At 72.5% G+C, this 22585-nt stretch carries 19 protein-coding genes; 9 read left to right on the forward strand and 10 right to left on the reverse strand.

The annotated features are described in order from the left end of the window. Window positions 1–138: 138 nt before the first annotated feature. Window positions 139–666, forward strand: coding sequence for a hypothetical protein (locus O0S08_RS24660; RefSeq protein WP_269041694.1), 528 nt, complete (start codon window positions 139–141; stop codon window positions 664–666). A gap of 80 nt (window positions 667–746) precedes the next feature. On the opposite strand, the gene O0S08_RS24665 is transcribed toward O0S08_RS24660, so the two are convergent. Further along, window positions 747–2510: a S53 family peptidase gene (locus tag O0S08_RS24665; protein WP_269041695.1), complete on the reverse strand. Its 1764-nt coding sequence runs from the start codon at window positions 2508–2510 to the stop codon at window positions 747–749. A gap of 213 nt (window positions 2511–2723) precedes the next feature. Continuing rightward, complete coding sequence (locus O0S08_RS24670) at window positions 2724–3194, reverse strand: nuclear transport factor 2 family protein (RefSeq protein WP_269041696.1); 471 nt, start codon at window positions 3192–3194, stop codon at window positions 2724–2726. 126 nt (window positions 3195–3320) lie between these two features. Between O0S08_RS24670 and O0S08_RS24675 the strand changes: the two genes are divergently transcribed. Then, window positions 3321–4916, forward strand: coding sequence for a sigma-54-dependent Fis family transcriptional regulator (locus O0S08_RS24675; RefSeq protein WP_269041697.1), 1596 nt, complete (start codon window positions 3321–3323; stop codon window positions 4914–4916). A 9-nt stretch (window positions 4917–4925) separates the two neighbouring features. Here O0S08_RS24675 and O0S08_RS24680 read toward each other — a convergent pair whose 3' ends face one another. Together O0S08_RS24680 and O0S08_RS24685 are read right to left on the reverse strand one after the other, a co-directional pair. Further along, window positions 4926–5231: a putative quinol monooxygenase gene (locus tag O0S08_RS24680; RefSeq protein WP_269041698.1), complete on the reverse strand. Its 306-nt coding sequence runs from the start codon at window positions 5229–5231 to the stop codon at window positions 4926–4928. 195 nt (window positions 5232–5426) lie between these two features. Continuing rightward, entirely contained in the window at window positions 5427–5882 is a 456-nt protein-coding gene (locus O0S08_RS24685) for a hypothetical protein (protein WP_269041699.1), read from the reverse strand. Window positions 5883–6167: 285 nt separating this feature from the next. Between O0S08_RS24685 and O0S08_RS24690 the strand changes: the two genes are divergently transcribed. Further along, window positions 6168–8630, forward strand: coding sequence for an FG-GAP-like repeat-containing protein (locus O0S08_RS24690; RefSeq protein WP_269041700.1), 2463 nt, complete (start codon window positions 6168–6170; stop codon window positions 8628–8630). A 340-nt stretch (window positions 8631–8970) separates the two neighbouring features. On the opposite strand, the gene O0S08_RS24695 is transcribed toward O0S08_RS24690, so the two are convergent. Then, a complete protein-coding gene (locus O0S08_RS24695) occupies window positions 8971–9870 on the reverse strand; it encodes an SDR family oxidoreductase (RefSeq protein ID WP_269041701.1) in 900 nt (299 codons plus the stop codon). A 65-nt stretch (window positions 9871–9935) separates the two neighbouring features. On the opposite strand from O0S08_RS24695, the gene O0S08_RS24700 reads away from it, so the two are divergent. Then, window positions 9936–10844 carry a LysR family transcriptional regulator gene (locus O0S08_RS24700; protein WP_269041702.1) on the forward strand — a complete coding sequence of 303 codons (909 nt, stop codon included), beginning with the start codon at window positions 9936–9938 and terminating at the stop codon, window positions 10842–10844. Between the two features lie 40 nt (window positions 10845–10884). Here O0S08_RS24700 and O0S08_RS24705 read toward each other — a convergent pair whose 3' ends face one another. Together O0S08_RS24705 and O0S08_RS24710 are read right to left on the reverse strand one after the other, a co-directional pair. Further along, the gene (locus O0S08_RS24705; protein WP_269041703.1) at window positions 10885–11343 is read right to left on the reverse strand and encodes a cupin domain-containing protein; all 459 of its coding nucleotides are present in this window, start codon (window positions 11341–11343) and stop codon (window positions 10885–10887) included. A 56-nt stretch (window positions 11344–11399) separates the two neighbouring features. Next, window positions 11400–11624 (reverse strand): hypothetical protein, encoded by a 225-nt coding sequence (locus O0S08_RS24710; RefSeq protein WP_269041704.1) that lies wholly within the window; start codon window positions 11622–11624, stop codon window positions 11400–11402. A gap of 140 nt (window positions 11625–11764) precedes the next feature. On the opposite strand from O0S08_RS24710, the gene O0S08_RS24715 reads away from it, so the two are divergent. The 4 genes from O0S08_RS24715 (at window position 11765) to O0S08_RS24730 (ending at window position 17819) form a co-directional block, all read left to right on the forward strand. Next, the gene (locus O0S08_RS24715) at window positions 11765–12220 is read left to right on the forward strand and encodes a Smr/MutS family protein (protein WP_276082620.1); all 456 of its coding nucleotides are present in this window, start codon (window positions 11765–11767) and stop codon (window positions 12218–12220) included. A gap of 42 nt (window positions 12221–12262) precedes the next feature. After that, a complete protein-coding gene (locus tag O0S08_RS24720) occupies window positions 12263–13849 on the forward strand; it encodes a Na+/H+ antiporter (protein ID WP_269041705.1) in 1587 nt (528 codons plus the stop codon). A 42-nt stretch (window positions 13850–13891) separates the two neighbouring features. Next, window positions 13892–14737, forward strand: a complete 846-nt coding sequence (locus tag O0S08_RS24725) for a hypothetical protein (RefSeq protein ID WP_269041706.1) — start codon at window positions 13892–13894, stop codon at window positions 14735–14737. A 187-nt stretch (window positions 14738–14924) separates the two neighbouring features. Next, the gene (locus O0S08_RS24730) at window positions 14925–17819 is read left to right on the forward strand and encodes a PAS domain-containing protein (RefSeq protein WP_269041707.1); all 2895 of its coding nucleotides are present in this window, start codon (window positions 14925–14927) and stop codon (window positions 17817–17819) included. 288 nt (window positions 17820–18107) lie between these two features. Here the strand turns inward: O0S08_RS24730 and O0S08_RS24735 are convergent, their stop codons facing one another. Together O0S08_RS24735 and O0S08_RS24740 are read right to left on the reverse strand one after the other, a co-directional pair. Then, window positions 18108–18470 carry a hypothetical protein gene (locus tag O0S08_RS24735; RefSeq protein WP_269041708.1) on the reverse strand — a complete coding sequence of 121 codons (363 nt, stop codon included), beginning with the start codon at window positions 18468–18470 and terminating at the stop codon, window positions 18108–18110. Window positions 18471–18705: 235 nt separating this feature from the next. Beyond that, window positions 18706–19668, reverse strand: a complete 963-nt coding sequence (locus O0S08_RS24740; RefSeq protein ID WP_269041709.1) for a dienelactone hydrolase family protein — start codon at window positions 19666–19668, stop codon at window positions 18706–18708. A gap of 178 nt (window positions 19669–19846) precedes the next feature. Here O0S08_RS24740 and O0S08_RS24745 point away from each other — a divergent pair, with 178 nt between their 5' ends. Continuing rightward, the gene (locus O0S08_RS24745; protein WP_269041710.1) at window positions 19847–21271 is read left to right on the forward strand and encodes a phospholipase D-like domain-containing protein; all 1425 of its coding nucleotides are present in this window, start codon (window positions 19847–19849) and stop codon (window positions 21269–21271) included. A gap of 414 nt (window positions 21272–21685) precedes the next feature. Here O0S08_RS24745 and O0S08_RS24750 read toward each other — a convergent pair whose 3' ends face one another. Further along, on the reverse strand, window positions 21686–22528 hold the full coding sequence (locus O0S08_RS24750; RefSeq protein WP_269041711.1) for a hypothetical protein: 843 nt from the start codon (window positions 22526–22528) through the stop codon (window positions 21686–21688). Window positions 22529–22585 lie beyond the last annotated feature (57 nt).

The following is a 22585-nucleotide window of genomic DNA, read 5'->3' on the forward strand; positions in this document are numbered from 1 at the left end:
GGCGAAACCGCGGTGACTGCCGCGCGAGCCGCTGCGAACGACGCCCCTCGAGGAGACTCTCCATGCGCGCGATCGCGACGCGCACCGCCGCGATCGCCGCGGTGACACTTCCGGCCGCGCGCGGTGTTGAGGGCGGACATGCAGCCCCGAACCGCCTTCTACGCGCTCACCCTGCTCTTGCCTGCGTGCGACAACGACGACCCGCCGCAAGACGAGCCGACCATCGCCGAGCTGGCCGCGTGCGACGAGTCCGACCTCGATCCGACCCCCTTCATGGGCCCGGCGTTCGACGACAGCGGCGACCTGATCGCCCCGCTGCCCCAGCCGCACGTCGTCGCCACCACCGTCGGCTGGCACACCCCCGAGAACACCGACGCGCTGTCGGCCGAGACCCAGCCGCCGATGATGGACCTCTTCACCCACGACGGCTTCCTCGGCGCCCGCTTCGCCACCTCCGAGCGCTGCGGCAGCGCGCGCACGATCTCGCTGTGGCGCGACGACGCCGCGCGCATGAAGTTCGTGTTCGGCACCGTGCACAGCAAGGCGATCAAGAACGGCCTCAAATTCACCCAGGGGTGGGAGACCACCAACTGGAGCGAGACCGCCTCCGACCAGCCGCCGACCTGGGACGACGTCCGCCGGCGGCTGAACGAGATCCGTCAATGACGACAATGTCCCCGAGGACATGCCCCATCTGGCATGCCCATGAGGACAGGTCTGTTCGCGCATGCCCTTCAGGCCATGGTCTACGGCAGCGCCAGCGCCAGCAGGGCGACGTCGGGGGCGCCGAGCCCGGTCGGATAGTCCCAGCCGGGCCCGGCGTGATAATGTTCGGTGGCGCCGTACTTGATGTCGCGGAAGGTCGAGCGCGTCGTCTCGTCGCCGTAGAGGATCGGGTTCAGGTAGCCGACGCGGGGCAGCCCGAGGGAGCGGCGGTAGCCGTTCACCACCGCCAGCATCCCCGCGAACGCCGGCGCCGCGAACGACGTCCCGCCGAAGTACTCCCACTTGGACCAGCGGCGCATCCACATCGGGTAATCGGTCGACGCGCACAGCGCCAGGTCGGCCATCGCCCGCCGGTCGATGTGGACGTCGGCGTCCTGCCAGTACGGGCGGGCGAACGACTTGGCCGGGCCCGAGCCCGACATCACCCACGCCCACTCCTTCTCGATCATCCCCTCCTGGCTGGCGACCAGCTCCGTCCCGCCGACGCAGAGCACGTACGGGCTCGAGCACGGCGTGTCGGGCATGCCGGAGTCGCCGCTGGCCGACACCAGAGTCATCCCGAGCGCCGCGCCCATCAGCGCCGACTCGTCGTACTGGTGGCGCAGCGGCTTCGGCTCCGAGTCCTCGCGGTGGGCGAACGAGAACGTCAGGACGTCGACCTCGTTGGCCGTGATCGCGTGGTTCCAGGTGAACAGCAGCGACGTGTTGCGCGCGTCGGGCCCCTCGTAGACCACCGCCTCGGCGCCCGGCGCCATCGACGTCGCCCACTGCACGTCGAGCGCGGTCTCGGTCACGCGCTCGAACACAGGCTCCATCACCGCCACCCGCTTCGGCAGCTCGCGCACCACCCCGAACGACTTCCAGAAGATCTGCAGGTCGATCGCGTGATACGTCCCGGCCGCGACCACCCCGATCGACGAGCCGGCGCCGGTGAACCCGGCGTCGAACAGCGGGTGCAGGTTGTACGCGCCGTAGAACGCCCGCGGCCCGTACGCCTCCGGCCCCGGCGGGTCGGCCACGATCGCGCCGACCTCCGGCGTCAGCTCGCCCTTCTCGGCCGGCAGGTCGGCGCTCGCCAGGCCGTTGGTGCGCTCGGCGACGAACTTCGGCAGGGTGAACCGGTCGAGCGTGCAATAGACCGGGAACGGCGGATCTTCCCACAATGGGTTCTTGCGCAGGCAGATGTGCAGCTCGGTCTGGAAGGTCGCGTTGAAGTCGGCGACCGTGCCCGAGAACTGGACCAGCAAGCGGTTCTTCGCCTCGTAGTCGATCGTGAACCCGCGCGAGCGCAGCCAGTTCTCGACCAGGCCGACGTCGGTCGGGTCGGGCGCGTGCTCGGCCATCCATTCGTCGACCGTCATGTAGCCGCGGAACAGCGGGCTCCCGGGCGCGTACATCAGCGCCACGCGGTCCTCGAGCAGCTCGCGCTGGCGCGTCGGGAAGCCGATCAGGGCCCGAAAACCGGCGTCGGGCGGCGCCACGCCCTGATCGTCGTAGACCCCCGGCAACGGGCTCGGGAGCCCGTCGGGCTTGTCGGTCGGCACCATCTCGCTGGGCGGCAGGCACAGCGGGTCGTCGCCGCACGGCCCGATCGGGTCGTCCGGTCCCGTCGTCACCCAGCCGGTCGAGCCCGACCAGCCGACCATCGTCTCGAACCCGTCGTCGATCGATCCGGTGCCGCTGCCGAACGACGCCGTCGCGGTGCCGACGGCCTCCGGTTCGCCGCAGCCGGCGAACACCACCAGCGCGGCAGTCCGCGACGCGACATTGACGAGACCGCCCACCGCATGACCCGCGCGAATCATCATACATCGCCCCCTGTGCCGCGGGCCTCGTCCGGTGAAATCCGGGCGTGGCGGCACGGCTTGACCGTGTTCCAGGTTCACCGCCCCGCAAGCAGTCTCATGTGATTTGCCGCGATCGCCGGGGGCCGCCCGCCAATCGTGACACCGCGTCCGGGCGGGCGAGCGGCGATTGTCGCCACTCGCGGTCGCCGCTCACGAGCGGCCGGCCATGAACGCCTCGAGCTGGCGCCGCGCCTGGCGTTGCAGCGAGCGCTCGAAGAAGCTCGTCCACCCGAGCACGAGCCCCGGCACGCCCATCGCCTGCCGCGCCCACGTCCACAGCGGGAAGTCGTCGTCGTGGCGCACGATCTTGCCGTCGCGGAATTCGAAGCGCGCCTCGATCACGTTGTGCACCTTCCGCCCGGTGCGGCCGAACGTGTACCACGCCTCCCAGTGGGCCGAGCCCTGGCGGTCGTCGGCCTGGACGTCGCGGAACTCGAGCTTCAGGTCCTGGCCGCGCTCGCACAGCATGCGCCACATCTCGCCGGCCTCGCGCCCGCGCAGGCCCGGGAACGCGTGGTCGCTGAACACCACGTCGTCGGCGTAACAGGCCGCCATTCCGGCCGCGTCGCGGGCGGCGAAGCAGGTGTAGAAGCGCTGGATGGTCTCGGCGTTGGCGTGCATGCGGGCGCGGAGTCTACCGCAGGCCGGGGTCTTCGTCGCCGGCGGCGCGCGGATCTGCCCGGCGGCAGGATTCACGCGTTCGCAGGGCTTGCGCGGGGCATTGGGCCCGGCCTAAGGTCGCGAGGCGTGAGCGAGGAAGGCCCCTTCGTCGCGGCGGGCGACGACGACGCCCTGCGGTGGCCCGACAGCGCCGACCTGCTCAAGCACCTGCGCTTCTGGCCGCGCGACGGCCGGATCACTCTCGGCGACGAGCGCATGGTCCTGGTCCACGTCGGCGCCCTGGCGGCGCTGCGGCGCGAGCTCATCGCCGCGCTCGGCGTCACCCGGGCGCGGGCCGTGCTCACGCGCATGGGCTACGTCTCGGGCCAGCGCGACGGCGAGTACGCCCGCCGCGTCCGCGGCACCGCCAGCTACTACGAGCTGTTCTCCGCCGGCCCGCAGCTGCACGCGCTCGAGGGCATGGTGTCCGTGCGCCCGCTCGAGGTGCAATTCGACATCGAGCGCGGCCACTACCGCGGCGAGTTCGCCTGGCGCAGCTCGGCCGAGGTCGAGGCGCACCTCGACAGCGAGGGCCGCGCGGCCGAGCCGGTGTGCTGGACCCTGATCGGCTACGCCAGCGGCTTCACCACCGTCTTCATGGGCCGGCCGATCGTCTACCGCGAGGTCGCGTGTCGGGCCTGCGGCGCGCGGCACTGCCGGATCGTCGGGCGCCCGCTCGGCGACGGCCCCGTGCCGCCCGAGTTCGAGTTCCTGGCCACCCATCCCAACCCGGCCCCGAGCGCCGGCGGCACCGCCCCGGCCGCGACGCGCGACGACGGTCCGGTCCTCGGCAGCGCCACCGGTCTGCGCGCCGCCTGGGCCCTCGTCGAGCGCGTCGCCGGATCCGAGCTGCCCGTCCTCCTCGAGGGCGAGGCCGGCGTCGGCAAGCGTCACCTCGCCCGCGCGGTGCACGACCGCAGCCGCCGCGCCGCCGGCCCGTTCGTGGTCGTCCGCGCCGGCGCCCTCGATCGCCCCGGCCTCGACGACGCCCTCGCGCGGGCCCGCGGCGGCAGCCTCCTGCTCGCCGACCTCGATCGCCTGACGCCTGACCTTCAGGACAGGTTGCTCCACGCCTTCGACGCCGGCGACTGCGACCTGCGCTGGCTGGCCAGCACCCGGCTCGACCTCCGGCGCGGCGGCCCCGTCCGCGACGAATTGGTGCAGCGCCTCGGCGCCTTCCCGATCTGGCTGCCGCCGCTGCGCGAGCGGCGAGAGGACATCCCGCTGCTGCTCGGCCGCTTCCTCGACCAGCAGGCGCGCGCGCTCGGCCGTCGCCTCGGCGGCGTCACCGAGGCGGCCAACAACGCCCTCCTCGATCACGACTACCCCGGCAACGTGCGCGAGCTGTGGGGCCGGGTCGCCCGCGCCGCGGTCCTCGTCGGCGACGACGAGCCGATCGATCGCGGCCACCTCTTCGGCGGCGACGAGGCTCCGCCCGCGCGGCTCGAGCTCGCGCCTGCCGGAATCCTGCAGCCCATCGGCAGCGCCGTCGACGGCGCCGCCCCGGGCGTCGACGATCTCATCGACGCCCTGCTCGATCGCCGCGCCGGCATCGAGGCGCTCGAGCAGGCCCTGATCCGCGGCGCGGTCGCCCGCGCCGGGGGCAACCTCGCCGCCGCCGCGCGCCTGCTCGGCCTCACGCGGCCGCAGCTCGCCTATCGCTTCCGCAAGACCGACGGCTGAGCCGCGTGCTCACGCGATCTGGCTGTAGCGCACGATCTGCGGCGGCGCGGCCAGCAGCGGCCCGAGCTTCTCGAGCACCACCCCCACGTGCGGGCTCGTCATGTGGGCGTCGACCGACTCGAGCCCGTCCCAGTGCTCGATCGTGATCAGCTGGTTCGGGTTCGACGATTGCTGGTGGACGGCGAAGCGGAGGTTGCCGGGCTGCGCGCGGCTGGTGCGCGCGAGCTCGCCGAGCAGGGCCGCGAGCTCGGCGGAGTGCTCCGGCCGGGCCTGGAGGGTGGCGACGACGTGGACGTGTTCGGTGGCGGTGGTCATGCCCACAAGCTGTCCGCCGGCAGCGCCGCTGTCATTTGCTCATATCGTCGAGCGCGCGGCCGGTGCGGGCCTCTCGATCTCACCGGATGATGCACCTCTCGCGCATCGGCGCGCACGAGCCCGTCGCGCGTCGACGCGATCACGAATCGCCGCGCCGGCCCGCGTCGGGTGCGGCGCGGGCGTCGCGACCGCGTGTCAATTGAGCAGCTTGATCTCGGTCACGATCCCGCCCTCGACCGCGACCTCGAACTCGTTGAACGTCCCGTCGCACGCCGTCGTGGCCTGCACGTAGCGGCCGGTCTTCGGCCCGCTCGTGCAGCGGATGAAGGTGTGGAACAGGACCTCGCGTTCGCCGGCGGTCCGGCGCTGCGTGTCGGCCGGCGGGCCCCACGCCATGAACGCCGCGAACTCCTGCGAGCCGGCCTTGAGCTGGCCGCGCTTGGCCGCCGTGCGCTCCGCCTCGGGGAGCGCCTGCCACCTGTCCCAAAGACCCTTGCTTTGGAGGAAGGTCTGCCGCTGGGCCTTCGGGACCTTGAGGTAGGCCGCGCGGTCCTCCGCGCTGTCGAGGTTCTGGTAGAAGCGCCGGTCGAGGCCGCGGAGGCGCTCGGGCGACGAGGCGCACGCGAGGGCGCCGCACACGAGCGTCCCCATGAGTGTACGAAAGATCGGGTGTGACATCGGTACCTGCGGTTGGCGACGACCCGCGCGCGCGGTTCGTCGAGTGTGACGCGTCGACGGCGACGGCCGGCCCTGGCTTCTCGCGCGCGCGTCAACCGGCGGTAAACGACGAGCGCGCCGGCGTTCACAAAAGGGCTCCGCGTTCGTCGCGCCTCGTGTTCGGCCCGAGGACCGTCGTCGCAAGCGGACAAGCGCAGAAACAGCCCGGGGGGCCGCCGGGTTGATCGGCCCAGGGTCCTGTGATGATCTTCGCCGGCGATGCAGCGAAGACTGTTGGGGCGGAGTTCGGGTTGGTTGTTGTGGTTCGTGGGCGCGGTCGGCTGCGGCGACTCGGGCGGCACCGTCACTGCCAGCGAAGGCGGCACTGCGACGACCACCGGCACCGGCACCGAGGGAACCACCACCTCGCAGGATCCCACCACCGGCGTGCCCACCACCGGTCCCACCGGGGGCATGACCGCGAGCGACAGCATGACGGGCACCGCGACCGTCAGCACCGACAGCAGCACCACCGACGGGCTCACGAGCGACAGCAGCTCCACCACCAGCGGCGACGACCTGTGCGAGGGCGGCACCCTGTGCGGCCAGCCGGCCACCTGCTGTCCCGCCGGCAACGAGTGTCTCCTCGACAACTGCATGCCGCTGTGTGAAAGCGGCGTCTACTGCGGCGCCAGCCTCGACTGCTGCGCGATCGGCCAGGTCTGCTCCGGCGCCGAGTGCGTCATGCCCGGCGCGCCGTGCCAGGACTCCTACGACTGTCAGCCGGGCGAGTACTGCGAGCAGACCCTCGGCCAGTGCTTGCCGCAGCCCGACCCGCTGACCTGCGAGATCGTGCCCGAGTTCGACACTCTGAACGCGATCCCCGAGTGGGAGTGGACCGAGGAGGAGGTGTTCTCGAGCCCCGCGGTGGCCGACCTCGACGGCGACGGCACCCCCGAGGTCGTCATCAACACCACCCGCTACAAGGACTCCGACGATTACACCGTCGGCGTGATCATCGTCCTCGACGGCGCCACCGGCCTCGAGAAGTTCCGCCTCGACCACGAGCCGGCCAACAACAAGTTCGGCTCGCAGGGCCGCACCACCGTCGCCGTCGGCGACGTCAGCGGCGACGGCCTGCCCGACATCGTCTACGCCGGCCGCGTCAGCGGCGGCAAGAGCCCGATCCACGCCGTCGACGGCATGGGCAACTGGCTGTGGACCTCGCACTCGGACAACGAGAACGCCATCTCGTCGACCACCCGGGTCGACAACGGCGGCGTCACCCTCGCCAACTTCGACGACGACGACCAGGCCGAGATCGTCATCGGCGCCACGCTGTTCGACCACGACGGCCGCGTCGTGTGGAACCTGAACAACAACGGCGGCATCGTCGGCTCGCCGGCCGACTACCAGGGCGGCCTCTCGGCGGTCGCCGACATGACGGGCGACGGCTACCCCGAGATCGTCAGCGGCAAGCAGGCCTGGTCGGTCGCCTGGACCCCCGGCGATCCGCCGACCGTCGCAGTCACCCAGCTGTGGAACAACAACAACGGCGGCGACGGCTGGCCGGCGATCGCCGACCTCGATCAGAACGGCACCCCCGAGGTCGTCCTCGCCGCCAGCGGCAACGTGCGCGTGCTCGACGGCGCCACCGGCAAGCTGTGGTGCGGCGTCGATCCGACCGGCGTCATGTGCGAGATGAACGACGCCCTGCGCACCCAGCCGCGGGCCGTCCCTGGCGGCGGTCTCGGCGGCCCGCCCACCGTCGCCGACTTCGACGGCGACGGCCGGCCCGAGCTCGCGGTCGCCGGCGCCTCGCGCTACACCGTCTTCGACCTCAACCGCGAGGGCGAGGAGATCGTCAAGCCCAACGGCGACCCGATGCCGGCGCTCGGCGCCATCTACCGTCGCTGGTCGGCCACCACCCAGGATCAGTCGTCGAACGCCACCGGCTCGTCGGTGTTCGACTTCCAGGGCGACGGCGCCGCCGAGGTCACCTACAACGACGAGTGCTACGCCCGCGTCTACTCCGGCAAGGACGGCACCGTCCTCCTGCAGGTCGAGAACTCGAGCGCCACGGTCCACGAGTACCCGCTGGTCGTCGACGCCGACGCCGACGGCAACTCGGAGATCCTCATGGTCGCCACCAACGTCGGCGGCTGCAACGCGCAGGGCTACCAGCAGCGCCGCGGCGTCTTCCTCTACGGCGACGCCGGCGACGGCTGGGTGCCGACGCGGCGCGTGTGGACGCAGCACACCTACCACGTCACCGGCACCACCTCGGCCGGCAACGTCCCGGCCAAGGAGGCCGACAACTGGACCACGCCGGGCCTCAACAACTACCGGCAGAACGTCCAGGGCGAGGGCGTGTTCAACGCCCCCGACCTCACCGTCGAGCTCTCGATCGGCCTCGGCTTCTGCGCCGACCAGCTCGAGCTCATCGCCACCGTCCGCAACGAGGGCGCCCTCGGCGTGCCCGCCGGCGTCGCAGTCGACTTCTACCAGGGCCAGGACGCCACCGGCACCAAGCTCAGCATGGACCTCGTCACCACCATCCCGCTCCTGCCGGGCGGCTCGGAGAAGATCAAGCTGCTGGTCCAGGCCCCGCCGGGCGACATGCCGGCCGACTACTACGTCGAGGTCGACCTCGCCAGCCAGGGCGACGGCGAGATCGCCGAGTGCAACGAGGAGAACAACAGCGACCTCACCACCTCCGCCGCCTGCCCCGCGCCGGGCTGATCGGCGCTTCCGGAGCATGTCCGGGAGGACATGCGCGAACGGGCATGCTCGCAAGAACATGCCTGTTCAAACATGCCCCGAAGGCCATCCATGAGGACTGCCCTTCGCAGTGGATGTCCTGAAGAACAGGCCCACCCGGCCCGCACCGTCCGCCGCGCCGCAGCCCTCGCTCCCGGCCCGCGCTGCCCGCCGCGCCGCAGCTCTCGCTCCCGGCCTGCACTGCCCGCCGCGCCGCAGCTCTCGCTCCCGCACTGCCTGCCGCGCCGCAGCTCTCGCTCCCGCACTGCCTGCCGCGCCGCAGCTCTCGCTCCCGCACTGTCCGCCGCGCCGCAGCCCTCGCTCACGCCCCGACCAGAGCGGCCCGGTGCGCGCGCAGGAACTCGGCCGCGCTCGTCGGCCGCTGCCCCGTCAGCTGCTCCACCGCGTCGCTGACGACCGCCAGCGTCCCCTGGGCGGTCGCGCAGTCGAAGCCCACCAGCACGTCGGCCAGGACCGGCGGTAGCCCCTGGCCGATCATCCCCTCGCGCAGCTGCGCCGGCGTCACGTTCACGTGCTGCACCGGGCGCTCGCCGAGCTGCGACAGGATGGCCGCCAGCTGCGCCTGCGTCACCAGCTCCGGCCCCGTCACGTCGAGCACCCTGCTGCTCTCCTCCGCGCTCGCCAGGGCAGCCGCGGCCGCCCGCGCGCAGTCCTCCCGCGTCACGTAGCCGACCGCGCCCTCGCCGGCCGCGTTCACCAGCTGCCCGCTCGCCAGCGCCTGCGCCCCTGCCTGCAGCAGCGACTCCGTGTACAGGTTGTTGCGTAAAATCGTGGAGGACATCCCGCTGGCCGCCAGCGCCGCCTCGGACTCGCGGTGATCGACCGCCAGCCCGATCGGCGACTCCGGCCCCGGGTTCGTCAGCGACGTGTAGACCACGTGCCGCACCCCCGCGCGCCCGGCCGCCGCGATCGCCCGCGCGTGCTGGGCAATGCGGCGGCCCGGCTCCAGCACCGCGTCGGTGCTGATCAGCAGCAGCCGATCGACCCCTTCGAAGCTCGCGGCCAGGCCTTCCGGCGACGCGTCGAAGTCGACCTCGCGGACCTGCACCCCGCGCCCGGCCAGGTCGGCCAGCTTCGCGGGCGTGCGGCTGCCGGCGATCACGGAGCGCTCGCCGGCGGCGAGCAGCAGCTCGACCACGCGCCGGCCGAGCTGGCCCGACGCGCCGGTGACGAGCAGAGTACGTTGCGATTGGTTCGTCATGCCGGCCAGTCTAGGCCGTTGCGAATTGGCGACAAGCAGCGACGGTGTCCTTATACTGTTCCGAAATGACAACAGTCGATCTCGACCGCCTCGCCCGCTTCGTCGCCGTCGTCGACACCGCCAGCTTCTCCGCCGCCGCGCGGCGACTCGGCCTGCCCAAGTCCTCGATCAGCCGCGGGATCGTCGGCCTCGAGCAGGCCATGGGCGTTCGCCTCCTGCATCGCACCACCCGGCGCGTCGCAGTCACCACCGCCGGCGCCGCCCTCTACGAGCGGACCGCCCCGCTCGTCGCCGCTCTCCAGCGCTCCCTCGCCGAGCTGCCCGAGCGCGAGGAGCAGCCTTCGGGCCGCCTGCGCGTCACCGCCACGGTCGACTTCGGCGCCGCGGTCCTGGCCGACATCGTCGCCCGCTTCGTCGCCCGCTACCCGAGCGTCGAGGTCGACATGCGGCTCGCCAACAACGTCGTCGACCTCGTCGCCGAGAGCATCGACGTCGCGTTCCGGATCGCCCGCCGCCCGCTCGGTGACGCCTCGTTCACCGCGCGCAAGCTCGGCACCATCGACGTTCAGCTCTACGCCTCGCCGGCCTACCTCGCGCGGCGCGGCACCCCTCGCAACCAGCGCGAGCTCGCCGGCCACGCGTGGGTCGCCTACCGCGGCGGCCCGGCCCTGCGCCTCGACGGCCCCGGCGAGGCGTTCGTCCTCAAGCCGAGCGGCCCGATCGTCTGCGACGACATGTCGTTCGCGCGCCAGGCCCTGCGCGCCGGCGTCGGCCTCGGCATCCTGCCCAACTTCTACGCCGAGCCCGACGTCGCCGCCGGCCTGCTGGTCCGCGTCCTCCCGCGCTGGACCACCCAGACCGGCGCCCTGTGGCTGATGTGCGCCGGCGGCAAGCACCTCCCGCGCAAGGTCAGCGCCTTCCGCGAGTTCGTGATCGAGGCCCTGCGCAGCGGCCCGTTCGCGGCCGCCGGCTGACTCGCTGCAGACCGCGCCTCGCGTCTCACCGCATCGCCCATCACCCGACGCGCGACGGGTACGGCGTCCCGTCGCGGTGCACAAACCCCTCCGGCGTCGCGCGCATGTCGATGTCGGGGTACTCCGCCTCGTCGCGCGCATCGTCGGTCCCGACCTCGAGCACCACCGCCTCGACCGCGCCGCGGTTCTGCAGGTGGTGCCCGTTCGCCACCCCGTGGGGGAAGCCCGCGCAGTCGCCCGCGCGCAGCAGCGTCTCGCCCGCGTCCGTCACCAGCACCACCTCGCCCGCCAGCACGTAGACGAACTCGTCCTCGCGCGTGTGCCAGTGACGCTGGCTCGACCACGTCCCCGGGGCCAGATGGAGCAGGTTCACCCCGAACTGCGACAGCCCCGCCGCCGCGCCCAGCCGGACCCGCCGCCGCTCCATGCACGGCGCGTGGAACGGGGCCGGATAGCCGCTGCCGAACCGCGTCGGCGCCTCGTCGATGTCGATCTTCATGCTCGCTTGTTAGCACGGACGCGGCCGCACGCCTCGCCTTTCGCAGCGAACACCGCCTACACTGTCCGCGCCTCATGACCCCCGGCGACGCCTTCGATCTCGAGCTCGGCGCCTTGCTCGGCGCGTGTGACCTCGAGGTCACACACACCGACGACCGCACCCACCTCGTCGCCGGCACCCTCGACCTCGTCATCCGCCGCCGCGACGCCCGCCTCGAGCTCGACCTGTCCGGTTGGACAGCCTCGGCCGAGCTCACCGACGACGACGACGGCCAGGACCACGCCGCCCTCGCCCTCGACTTGATCGGCGCCGCCCTGTTCGGCGACCTGCGGATCGTCGGCGAGCGCTGGTCCGCTCGCGCCGGCCGCTTCACCTCGAGCTCCGCGTCGGCGAGCGCTGGCAGCCCGGCCCCGTCCAGGGCTTGCGCCCGTGGAACCCGTTCGCCCGGGCCACCGTCACAATCCACCAGGCCGCCCTCCCGCGGCCACCCGCCTATCGCCCGAACGCGGTCGCCCCGCTGCCGTGGGCCCCGTGGGCCGGCCGGGCCGGATTCTTCGGCGCCGCCTTCGATCCCGACGCCGCCGCCGAGCTCCCCGTCGACGGCGAGCTCGACCTCCACAACTTCAACCCCAAAGACGTCAAGCGGCTCGTCCTCGAGTACCTCGACGTCTGCCTCGCGCGCGGCGTCACCGAGGTCCGGATCGTCCACGGCAAGGGCATCGGCGCCCTGCGTCGGACCGTCCACGCGATCCTCGATCGTCACCCGCGCGTCGTCGGCTACCGCCTCGGCGGACACCGCGGCGGCGGATGGGGCGCCACCGTCGTCGACCTGTCCCCCGGGCCATCTTCCGCCGGCGGCCGCGATCCGGCAGGGTGACGTGGACCGCCTCGCGCACCCGCGATAGCCTGAAGCGGGCGGATGCTGCACCACGAACTCCTGCTCGTCCTCTCGCTGCTGTTCGCGATCGGCGTCCTGCACGTCCTCAGCAGCCGGCTCGGGATCTCCTACCCGATCCTGCTGGTCCTCGGCGGCCTCGCTATCAGCCAGATCCCCGGCGCGCCGCACGTCAGCCTCGACCCCGACTTCGTCTTCCTCCTGTTCTTGCCGCCGCTGCTCTACGAGGCCGCGTGGTTCACCCCGTGGAAGGAGTTCTGGCGGCTGCGCGGCCCCATCGCCCTGCAGGCGTTCGGCCTCGTCCTGTTCACCGCCACCGCGGTCGCCCTGTTCGCCCACGCCATCATCCCCGACTTCTCGCTCGCGCTCGGCTTCATGCTCGGCGGCATCATCTCGCCGCCCGACGCGGTCGCGGCCACCAGCGTCCTCCACGGCATGCGGGTCCCGCGGGTCGCCGTCGGCATCCTCGAGGGCGAGAGCCTCGTCAACGACGCCGCCTCGCTGATCGTCTTCCGCTTCGCCCAGGCCGCCGTCCTCACCGGCAGCTTCGTCGTCCTCGACGTCGTCGGCGACTTCTTCCTCGTCAGCCTCGGCGGCGTCGCCGTCGGCCTCGCGGTCGCCCTGCTGGTCTACCGCGTGCACCGCCTGCTGCCGAGCACCCCGAGCGTCGACGCCAGCCTCACGATCATGACCCCGTACCTCATGTACCTCGCGGCCGAGGGCATCGGCTGCTCGGGCGTCCTCGCGGTGGTCGCCGGCGGCCTGTTCCTCTCGGCGCGCTCGGACGACTTCCTGAGCGCCACCTCGAAGGTCCAGTCCAACTTCGTGTGGAGCACCCTCGTCTTCCTCCTCAACGGCTTCGTCTTCATCCTCATCGGCCTGCAGCTGCCGCGGATCACCGAGGGCCTCGGCCGGGGCGCGCTGCCCGGCGCCACCCGCTACGCCCTCGCCATCAGCCTGCTCACCATCGTCGTCCGCTTCGTCTGGGTGTTCGCGGCCGCCGGCGCCCTGCGGCTGCGTCGCTCGCGGCCCGAAGGCGCCCCCGATCCCGACTGGAAGGCCCTCGTCGTGATCGCCTGGGCCGGCATGCGCGGCGTCGTCTCGCTGGCCTCGGCGCTGGCTGTCCCCCTCGCGCTCGCCGACGGGGCCGACTTCCCCCACCGCCACCTCATCCTCTTCATCACCTTCGTCGTCATCCTCGTCACCCTCGTCCTGCAGGGCATCAGCCTCCCGCTCGTCATCCGCCTGCTGCGCTTCGGCCCCGGCGACGAGGCGCGGCGGGCCCGCGACGAGCAGTCACTCGCCGCCCGCCTCGCCGCCGCCGCGCTCACCCACCTCGATGAGCACTACCCGGCCGAGGTCCGCCGGCACGACGTCTTCCAGCGCGTGCGGGCCCACCACGCCGCCGTCCTCAGCGCCTCGCAGTCCGACCTCCCTGTCGAGGCCGACCTCCGCGCTCGCCACCACGAACTCTTGATCGACCTCGTCCACGCGCAGAAGCGGGCGCTGCTGCAGGCCCGGCGCGAGGGGACGTTCGACCACGAGGTCCTGCGGGCCGCCGAGGATCAGCTCGACATGGAGGAGGCCCGCTTGCACCGCGGCCGGCATTGACGCCGGTTGGCTTTCGCCGGCCCTTGGCGATACAGTCGACGCGTGAGGCCCCGCGCCGCCCACCTGTTCGCCCTCGACCTGTCCGTCCTCGACTTGTCCGTCCTCGCTCTGGTCCTCGGCGGGTGCCTGCGCCCGAACCCCAGCTACGACGGCGCGGACGGCAGCGGCACCGCCGGCGTGACCACCACCGCCGCCGCGACGACGGACACCACCACCACCGGCACGACCACCACCACCGGCGCGCCGACCACCGAGCCGGCGCCGACCAGCGAGGACAGCGACTCGACCGCCAACGTCTCCTCGACCACCACCACCGGCACCTCGAGCACCACCGCCGAGCAGACCACCGGCCTCCTCGAGCCCGTCACCCTGCGCCCCTACGATCCGGCCAACTGCATCGACGGGCCGTTCTGCATGAGCGGCGGCGACCCGGTCTCGGCCAAGCTCGAGGCCGTCGAGTGTTTCAGCGCCCCCGCGGCCCCGCCGCTGCAGCTGACCCGCCTCGGCTTCGAGATCCGCTACGCCGTCGGCGAGCCGGCCGCCGTCCTCGACGTCCTCCCCTACGACACCCGCAACCGCGCCCCCGTCCTCGCGGTGCTCGACACCCGCGAGCTCGGCCCGATCGCGGCCGACATGACCTACCGCAGCTTCGACCTCGATCCACCTGTCCTTTTAGACATCCAGGACTTCTGCCTGCGGATCACCGGCGGCGGCGCGAACTCCACCCTCGTCCTCCACGCCGACCACGAGGGCATGGCCCCCGGCGACGGCTTCGTCGCCATCGATGACCCCGGCGACTTCTGCGACACCCCGCTCACCAACCTGCGCGATTGGTACGACTCCCCGGTCGCGCACTTCTGCCTCGACGTCGACATCGGCCCGCCCTGAGCCGCACCTATCCCCGAAGACAGCTTTCGGCGACGTCAGCGGCGGCTGCGCCGGCCGGGCCCAGGAGCAGCGTTTCGCCGGCGGGTGCATCCCCCGGGCGACGGCGCGCCGTCGAGTCTGCCACCGCGCCTCCGCGCTCGCGGACCTCACATTGGCCGCGACGATTCGCGCCCTTACACTCCTTAGGATGCGCCCCGACCGAGGCCCAGACCCTGCCACTGAGGCCACGGTCGAGCGCGCCCCCGCCGTGGGCCGTGAAGCCGCCGGCGAGCTCGAGCGGCTGCTCGAGCTCAGCGTCCGCCTCTCGTCCGGCCTCGAGCTGGGCCCGATCCTCGACGCCACCCTCGCCGCCGCCGCCGCGATCGGCGGCACCGCCATGGGCGGCCTGTGCCTCCTCGACGACGACGGCCCCGGCCCCGGCACCAGCCTCGGCTTCGAGGACGACCTGCTCGCGCGGCTCGGCGGCGTCGCCCAGCTGTGCCTCCAGCGCGGCGCGCCCGTCGTCGTCGCCGACACCGACCTCGACCCCCTGGCGCACGAGGCCCACGAGGCCGCCCTGGGCCGATTTCGGGCCCTCCACGCCGTCCCCGTGCGCGGCCCGAGCGGCCGGCTCCTCGGCGTCCTCACCCTCTACTTCCACCAGCCCGGGCGGCTCTCCGACCGCGCCGGCGAGCTCCTCCAGCGCTGCGCAGCGATCGCCGGCGGCCCGATCGAGAACGCCTTGCAGCACCGACGCACCCTGCGGGAGCTCGCGGAGCGGCGCGCCGGCGAGGCCGCGCGCGGGGCCGAGGCCGAGCGGCTCTCGCTCGGCCTCACAGCCGCCGGCGTGTGCGCGTGGGAGTGGCACACCGAGACCGGCGACGTCATCTGGTCGCACTCGATCTACGAGATGCTGGGCCTGCAGCCCGGCGACCCGACGCCCAACGCCGAGCAGTGGTACGACCTCCTGCACCCCGACGACGTCGCCGAGGTCCGCCGCGTCGCCGACCTCTGCGTCCGCACCGGCACCTCCTTCTACGTCGAGTACCGCGTGCGCCGCATCGACGGCACCTACCGCTGGATCGCCGCCAGGGGCGACATCGTGCACTCCGCCGTCCCGGGCCCGCCTCGCTTCGTCGGCGCCCTCCATGACATCACCGCCCGCCGCTGCGCCGAGGCGGCCCTGCGCGACGGCGAGGAGCGGCAGCGCAAGCTGGCCGACAACCTCCCGTCCGGCTTCATCTACCAGGTCATCGAGCAGCCCGACGCCACGCGCCGCTTCACCTACGTCAGCCGCGGCATCGAGGCCATCACCGGCAAGACGCCGGCCGACATCATGGCCAACCCGGTCGGCCTCGAGGCGTGGGTCCTCGCGGAAGATCTGCCGCTGGTCGTGCGCAGCGAGGCCGCCGCGTTTCGCGTCGGCGAGCACTTCGAGTGTCAGTTCCGGATCCACGGCCGCGACGGCGTCCGCTGGTTGCACTGCCGCTCGGCCCCGCGGCGCCTGTCCGACGGCACCAACGCCTGGGACGGCATCGCCCTCGACGTCACCGAGCGCGTGCAGGCCGAGGAGGCCCTGAGGGCCAGCGAGGCCCGCTACCGGACCCTGTTCAACTCGATCGACGAGGGCTTCTGCGTCATCGAGGTCCTGTTCGACGGCGACCACGCCGTCGACTACCGCTTCCTCGAGGTCAACCCCGCCTTCGAGAAGCACACCGGCCTGCGCGACGCCGCCGGCAAGACCATGCGGGAGCTGGCCCCGGATCACGACGCCCACTGGTTCAAGGTCTACGGCGAGGTCGCGCGCACCGGGCGGGCGACGCGGTTCGTCAACGAGGCGCGGGCGCTGGGCCAGCGGTGGTTCGACGTCTACGCCTTCAAGCTCGGCGAGGGCGACCGGGTCGCCATCCTCTTCACCGACATCTCCGCGCGGCTGAGCGCCGAGGCCGAGCGCGAGCGCCTGGTCGAGGAGCTGCGCGACGCCGACCGCAAGAAGGACGACTTCATCGCCCTCCTCGCCCACGAGCTGCGCAACCCGCTGGCGCCGCTGCGCACCGGCCTGCAGGTCATGCGGCTCGCCGGCGGCAACGTCGACGTCGTCGCCCGCACGCGGGCGATGATGGATCGCCAGCTGTCGCACATGGTCCGGCTGATCGACGACCTCATGGACGTCAGCCGGATCAGCCGCAACAAGCTCGAGCTCCGGCGCGAGCGCGTCCTGCTGGCCGACGTGATCGGCAGCGCAGTCGAGACCGCGCGGCCGCAGATCGAGGCGGCCAACCACGACCTGCAGGTCTCCTTGCCGGCCGGCCCGGTCTTCCTCGACGCCGACCTCACCCGCCTGGCCCAGGTGTTCAGCAACCTGCTCACCAACAGCGCCAAGTACACCGCGCCCGGCGGGCGGATCCGGCTCGACGCCCGGCGCCTGGGCGGCGAGATCGTCGTCACCGTGCGCGACAACGGCATCGGCATCCCGGCATACGCGCTGTCCTCGATCTTCGACATGTTCAGCCAGATCGACCGCACCCTCGAGCGCACCGCCGGCGGCCTCGGCCTCGGCCTCGCGCTGGTCAAGGGCCTGGTGGAGATGCACGGCGGCAGCGTCACCGCCGCCAGCGAGGGCGAGGGCCGCGGCAGCGTCTTCACCGTGCGCCTGCCCGTCCTCGCCGACCGGGCCCACGCCGACGAGGCCGACGCCGGCGCCGTCCCGTCCGGCCCGGCCTGCCGCGTCCTCGTCGTCGACGACAACCAGGACGGCGCCGGCGCCATGGCGATGATGCTCGAGATGCTCGGCCACGAGGTCCGCACCGCCCACGACGGCGTCGAGGCGATCGAGGCCGCCGAGGACTTCCGCCCGCACGTCATCCTCATGGACGTCGGCATGCCGCGACTCAACGGCCTCGACGCCACCCGACGGATCCGCGAGCAAGCGTGGGGCAAGGACATCGCCATCGTCGCCCTGACCGGCTGGGGCCAGGAGGCCGACCGCGCCCGCTCGAAGGCCGCCGGCTGCGACTGTCACCTCGTCAAGCCGGTCAACCTCGAGGACCTCGAGCGCCTGCTCGAGCAATACGCCGGCGGCCGCGCCCACAAGCCTGTTTGAGAGACGCGCGTCCGAAGACGCGGGACCGTGCAGGTCTGGCGCGCCCGAATGCACGGGGCCGTGGACCTTCGGCCCCTCTTTCTCTTCATGGAGGAGACCTCCCGCATCAAGGGCGCCGGGCGTGGTTTCGCTGGAATCGCGCATCGCGAGTCGAGCTTCGTAACGACTGCCCACAATGGCAATACAAGCCCGCTCCGCCACCCACGACGACTTCCCGGCCTTCGCGCGACTCTTCGCCGCGCGCTGCGCCTCGAGATCCTGTATCTGCGCGGCGAACGGCCCTGATCGTCACCAGCCGGCGAATTCTTTGGGCCTCGGCGTTTCCGAGGTCGGATCCCAGAACACGCCGGTGCAGCGAGAGGCCTCGCAGCGGCAGACGCTCCACACGCTCTTCGGGCACGCCGAATCGGCGCAAGCCTGCCCCTCCGGCGCCGGAGCGCAGCCGTCACCGACCCCGCAGCAGTCGGTCCGCATGCAGTCCTTGTCGGCCACGCACTCCGCCGGCCCCTGCGACGCGGGCTCTGCCGCGGGCTCCGCCTCGACCGGCGGACCGGGCGGCGCCGCCCCGGACTCGGCGACGGTGGAACAGCCCGCGGCGATCAGAACCGCGAGCGCCCATGGCAGCGGACGTGTCGGAGACGGGTCGGTCATTCGGGATCCACCACGCTGGCCAGCGGGCCCTCGACGTCGTTGCGGGCGTCGTCTTCGCAGAAGAACGACCAGTATACGAGCATCCTGTCGGCGCCGCAACCCTCACGACCTCGAGCACCGCTCGCACGCTCTCCGAGTGCACGTTCGCCACGACATGTCCATGAGAACATATGGAATGTCCACACGGACATGTCACGAGCGCATGGCCCCGGCGAATCGGCGCATGTCTCTCGGGTCAGATCGTCGGCGCCGTCACGAGCGCGAGCAGGAACGCCAGCGAGTCGACGTCCGCGTCGCGCATCGCGCACAGCTCGCGGAGCGTCGGGTCTGCGGCCTCGCTCGACGTGCACTTCGCCGTCGGGAACGTCAGGGTGCCGGCGCGATCGAAGCTGTGGCCGACGCCCGGGTACGTGCGCCAGATCAGCTCGTCGGCGGTGCCCGGATCGGCTCCGTACACGTTCCACGCGTTGTCGACGCGGCGCTGGCAGTGGGCGCGGAACGTGTCCGACTCGCCCATGTGCAGGCGCACCGGGTTGGCCGGCCGCCACCAGCCGTCGATCGGCTGCGAGATCTTGAACCCGTAGCCCATCTGCGAGCCGCAGCCGGGGTAGAACGCGGTCGCGGCCGCCCACGGCAGCGCCGTCGTGTACGGCGTGTTGCTGGTGCTGGGCGTCGCCGCCATCGCCACCAGCACCGACTGCGCCCCCTGCGACCAGCCGAGGAGGCCGTTCCCGTCGGTGTGGACGTCGTACGTATCGATCAGGAACGCCCGCGCCGCCGCCAGATCGTCGACCCGCTTGGTGTACGGATCGACCTCGCCCTCGAAGTCGTCGCCGCTGCACTGATTCTGGAACGCCACCTCGTCGTCGCCGGGCAGCGTGCGCGTCGTGAAGCTGTCGACGGCCAGCACCACGTAGCCCTGGGCCGCCAGCTCGATCCCCCACTTCTCGATGTGGCGCTGCGCCACCCCGGTCGACGGATCGTTGTCCGACCACATCCCCGAGCAGCCGTGCGCCATCACGATCGCCGGCGGGTTCTCCACCGGCGAATCGGGCAGATACAGCCGACCGTCGAGCGACAGCCCCGACTCCAGCGAATCGAACGTGACATTGGTATAGGTGTCGGCCCGGGCGGCCGCCGGTGCGGCGATCCAGACCAGGCCTGCGGCAATAATTCCGAGAGTGGTACGCGTGTGCATGATGCCCGCCGCGGTGAGCAAGACCGGGGCCTGCCGCCGCGCGCCGCGAAATCGCTGTTCCGACGGGACTTTGCCGTCGCCGCGCGCTCCGGGTGACGTGATTTCCGAATGCGCGCGCATTGCTTCGATGCGCGCGCATCGACTCGACAGCGTCCGCGTGCGCGGGCATCCTCGGGGCGTGCACGAGGACGACGGCCTGCTCGCGATCGCCGACGCCCACGGTCCGTACCCCGTCCGTCACGGCAATCGGGCTATCCCCTGGATCGACGGCGTCCCGTTCTACGAGCGTCTTTCCGCCGCGATCGCGGCCGCGCGGTCGCGCCTGTGGGCCATCGTCTCGTTCATCGAGCCCGGCTTCCGCATGCCCGACGGCGTCGCCTGGTGGGACCTGCTCGACCGGAGCCGCGCCCGCGGCCTCGACGTACGGGTGCTGTTCTGGCGCAACCCGCGGTTCTCGAGCACCCGGCACGTCTTCCTCGGCGGCCCGGCCGAGCGCGAGTTCCTCGCCGCGCGCGGCGCCGCCTGGGCTGCCCGTTGGGACAGCTCCGCCGAGCCCGCCCATTGTCACCACCAGAAGGCCTTCGTCCTCGACGCCGGCGAGCCCGACGCGCTCGCCTTCATCGGCGGCATGGTCCTCAGCAACGCCACCCTCGCCCGCCCCGGTCATCGCCGCGGCCCACACAAGCACGACGCCTTCCTCGAATTGCAGGGCCCCGTCGTCGCCGACGCCGAGCACAACTTCGTCCAGCGGTGGAACCTCGCCCGCCGCGACCCCGACGCCCCGCCGTGGCCCGACGACTCGCGCGCCGGCCCGCTCCCGTGGCCCGCTCGCCTGCCGCCCGAGCGCGGCGACGTCGCAGTCCAGCTCGCGCGCAGCCTCGCCCCGGGCTACTACCGCGGCCCGACCCCCGTCGTCGGCGCCGGCGAGTTCGACAGCGACGCCGGCGAGGCCACCGTCCTCGCGCATTACCTCGCCGCGATCGCGGCCGCCAGGCGCACGATCTACATCGAGAACCAGCACCCCGGCCAGCACGCAGTCCTGCGAGCTCTGGACGCCGCGTTACGCCGGGGCGTCCGCGTCGTCATGGTCGTCCCCGCCGAGCCGATGCCCGCCATCTACCGCGCGGCCGCCGAGGTCGCCGCCCTCGCCCGCGACGGCCGCGCCGACGAGCACCGCTACGGCCCCACGTTTAATCGATTGGCCGCCCTCGCCGATCACCCCGGCTTCACCCTCGCCGCCCTCGCCCGCAGCGACGCGGACGGCCACCGCGAGATCTACACCCACGCCAAGCTGTGCATCGTCGACGGCGCCTGGGCCACTCTCGGCTCGGCCAACCTCGTCGACCTCAGCCTCGAGCGCGACCACACCGAGCTCAACGCCGCCTGGTGGGGCCGGGCCCATTGCCTCCCGCTCCTCCTCCAGCTCGTCGCCGAGCACACCGACGTCGTCGTCGACGACGACCTCGACGCCCTCGACCGCTTCGCCGCCCACGCCCGCGCCAGCCGCGACAGCCTGCTCCGCGGCGGCCCGCTCCTCGCCGGCTGCTACGCCCTCGATCCCGCCACCTACGCCCTGCGCCCCCCGCTCACGCAGGGGCGGTGATTTCACCGTCTCGGGACATGCCTCCTCGGAGGAGGTCGCAGCAGACGTCGATTCGACACGCCTTGTGGACATGTTCATCAGGACATGTCCTTTTCACCTCGTCGAGGAGGCCGCGGCGCGACGCTCCTCGTACTCGCCGCATACCGCATTGAGGTCGGTCTCATGTCCCCCACATTCGACATACCCTTTGGCCATGTTCGATGAGGTCGCCGCGCCCGTCGTCGCTCGCGGGGCGCGAGAGCGCCGAGCCGACGGAGATGTCGATGAGGTCACCACGGACCGCGGCTCGCGGCGCGCTCGCACGTCGACCCGCGAATGACGTCGATGCGGGTAGCGACTCGCCATCGCGGCTCGCGGCACACAGCGCGCCTTCGCCGGCTCGCGGCACGCCACCGCCTCGAGCCGGCCAAGGCGTCAGCGCCGGCGCTTCGCTTCGATCGGCGTCATGCGCCCGGTCGCGGCGTCGATGCGCAGGCGGCGATTCAGCGCCGAGTTCACCAGCCAGCCCTCCCAGCCGCCCTCGACCGCGCGCAGGCACAGGGCGCTGCGCGGCGGCTCGACGCAGCGGCCGAGGTCGAGCAGGCGCTGCTCGGCGCCCTCGCGATCCACCGGCCCGGCGACTGCGTGACCACCGAGGCGCTCGAGGTACGCCGCGAGCTCGGGCGCCCCGATCTCCCGGGCCTGCGGCGCCCACCCGGCCGCGCGTCGCAGCCTCGCCTCGAGCCCCTCGCCGTGATACGCCGCCTGCCAGCAGCTGTCGCGCGCGTGGTGGGCGACGATGTCGACGAGAACCTGGCGCTTGGGCACACGACGCTCCGCGGCGGTCGCCAGCAGCGTCGGCACGAGCTCATCGCTCATCAGCAGCAGGTCCTCGTCCTGGCTCATCAAGTACCAGCGCGGCTGCCAGGCCCAGCGCCGGGCCAGCCCCGCGCGGACCCGTCCGCAGTTCTCCTCCGTCCGGTACGGCTGGACGAACCCGGCCGCCGCGAACGCGTCCCACAGGCGCCGGACCGCGTCGTCGACGTCGCTGGCGATCCGCGGCGGCTCCCCTGCCAGCTCGGCCCACCGCTCCGGCGACAGCGCCCCGTGACGATAGGCCCGCAGCAGCCTGCGGGCCAGCTGCAGGCCCTCGCCGTCCGGGAGCTCGCGCAGCCGCTCCACCCACGCAACGACGCTGCGCTCGTCGTCGTGCCACCCCACGGACGACAGGACCTCGACCAGGCGCGCGAACTCGGCCCGCTGTCGTGCACGAGACACCCGCCCACGGTACTACGGAGCGCGGCGCCACGCGACCGCACGTCCATGCCCGGGCCG

Origin of the sequence: Nannocystis punicea, assembly GCF_026965555.1 — a bacterium.
GTDB lineage: Bacteria > Myxococcota_A > Polyangia > Nannocystales > Nannocystaceae > Nannocystis > Nannocystis punicea.